This window comes from Streptomyces sp. NPDC043870 (assembly GCF_056435785.1).
The window spans coordinates 8880-10563 of the sequence record NZ_JBWKDT010000023.1; the positions used below are offsets into that span (position 1 = coordinate 8880).

The 1684-nt window shown below is 76.0% G+C and carries 1 protein-coding gene; it reads right to left on the bottom strand.

Translation table 11 applies throughout. The features are described 5' to 3' along the window. Positions 1 to 459: 459 nt before the first annotated feature. The coding region (locus AC0699_RS25120; RefSeq protein WP_478664176.1) for an SUKH-4 family immunity protein at positions 460 to 1684 on the bottom strand (1225 nt) is incomplete at its 5' end.

Genomic DNA, 1684 nt, shown 5'->3' on the forward strand with positions numbered 1-1684 from the left:
TCGCGGGGGTGGGCTGTACCCTCTCCCCCCCCCCCCAAAACACACTACACAACCTCCCCCCCCCCCCCCCCCCCCCTCCCCCCACACCCCACCCCCCCCCCCCCCCCCGGGGCGTTCGCTAACAGGGGCTGCGCCCGGGCCCCGGCAGGGTCTCGGACGGGCTCCGTCGGAGCCCGTCCCGTCCGGCGGTTCGGGGACGGGCACCGGGCCCACCCGCGGTACCGGCACACCGCAAGCCCGTCCGGCGTCCGAGGACGGGCACCCCGGCTGCGCCGACGGGCACCGGCACGCTTCCAGGCCCCGACGGGTCGCCACACCCGCAGGGCGTGAGGGAGTTCGAGGCACGAGGCGCGAGCACCGCCCGTACCGCGGGGCCCGGGACGGCGGAACCCGGCGTCCGGCCCCGGGGTGCGGGGCGGACGCCGGGTTCCGTGGGTCAGGACCGTGCGCGTACCGCGGTCAGATCAGGCCGTCCCACATCTGCTCCAGCAGCACCGACCACCAGCTCTCCGGCGACGACAGCGCCGCCGGATCGAGCGCCGCGAGCTGCGACTGGAAGTCGACCGTCCAGCGGCCCGCCTGCTCCGGGTTGAGCCCGAAGCGCAGCCGCCACATCCGGCCGAGCAGCGCCAGGCAGCGGGTGAACTCCGGCAGCCCGCTGTTCACGAACTGCGGCGCCATCGGCTGCCCGCCGGGCCCGCCCTCCACCGGCACCGCCACGATCTGCGCCGTGCCGTACTGGACACAGATCGCCCGGCCGAAGTCGCTGCCCACGACCAGATACGAACCGGCGTCCGACGCCGGCTGGACCTGCCGCTGCGCGGCCAGTTCGGCCAGGGTCGGCACCACCGGCTGAGCCGGCTGCGCCCAGAAGAACGGCCCGAAGTCGGCCGGCAGGCCCGCCCACACCAGGGTGCGCGCCACCACTTCCGGCACGCCCTGACGGGACACCGCCCGCTGGTCGAACCGGCAGATGCCCTGCGGCCCGAACGCCCCCGCCAGCTCCTGAGCGATGCCCTCCGGGGGCACCGGCGGCGCCGGCTGTACCGGCGGCACCGGAGCACGCACCGGCGCGGGGCGCGCCGGGCCGTCCGCGACCTGGTGCAACTCGCCCTGGTGGGTGAGGAGCTGCTGCATGCCACCCTGCCGGCTGGCGTGGTCCTTGCCGTACGGGGCGATGTTGGTGATCCGCGCCTGCGGCCAGGTCTCCCGGATCATCCGGGCGCAGTAACCACCGGGCAGCTCACAGGACTCCAGCTCGGTGTGGAGCTCGAGCACCTGGTCGTTGGGGACGTTCATCCCGCGCAGCTCATGGAAGATCTGCCACTCCGGGTGCGGCGTGCCGGGCGCCGAGCGGCGGATGAGCTGCTGCTCGGAACCGTCGGGCGCGCGGTAGCGCAGCACAGCCTGGTAGCCGGGGCCTACGGTCGGCACACCGGCCGGCTGCTGCTGCTGCGGATAGCCGTAGGCGGGCGGCGGTCCCTGCGGCGCCAGTCCCTGCGGTGCCGGTCCCGGGGGACCCGGAGGCTGCGGGACCTGTGGAGCCTGCGGCGGCGGGACCTGGCCGGGTCCGGCCAGCATCGTCGCGGCGTGGTGCACACCGCCGGGCGGCGTGCCGTGAGCACCAGGCGCGCCGGGAGAACCGGGAGGGCCGGGCGGCTGCGGAGCATTCGGAACCCCCGGC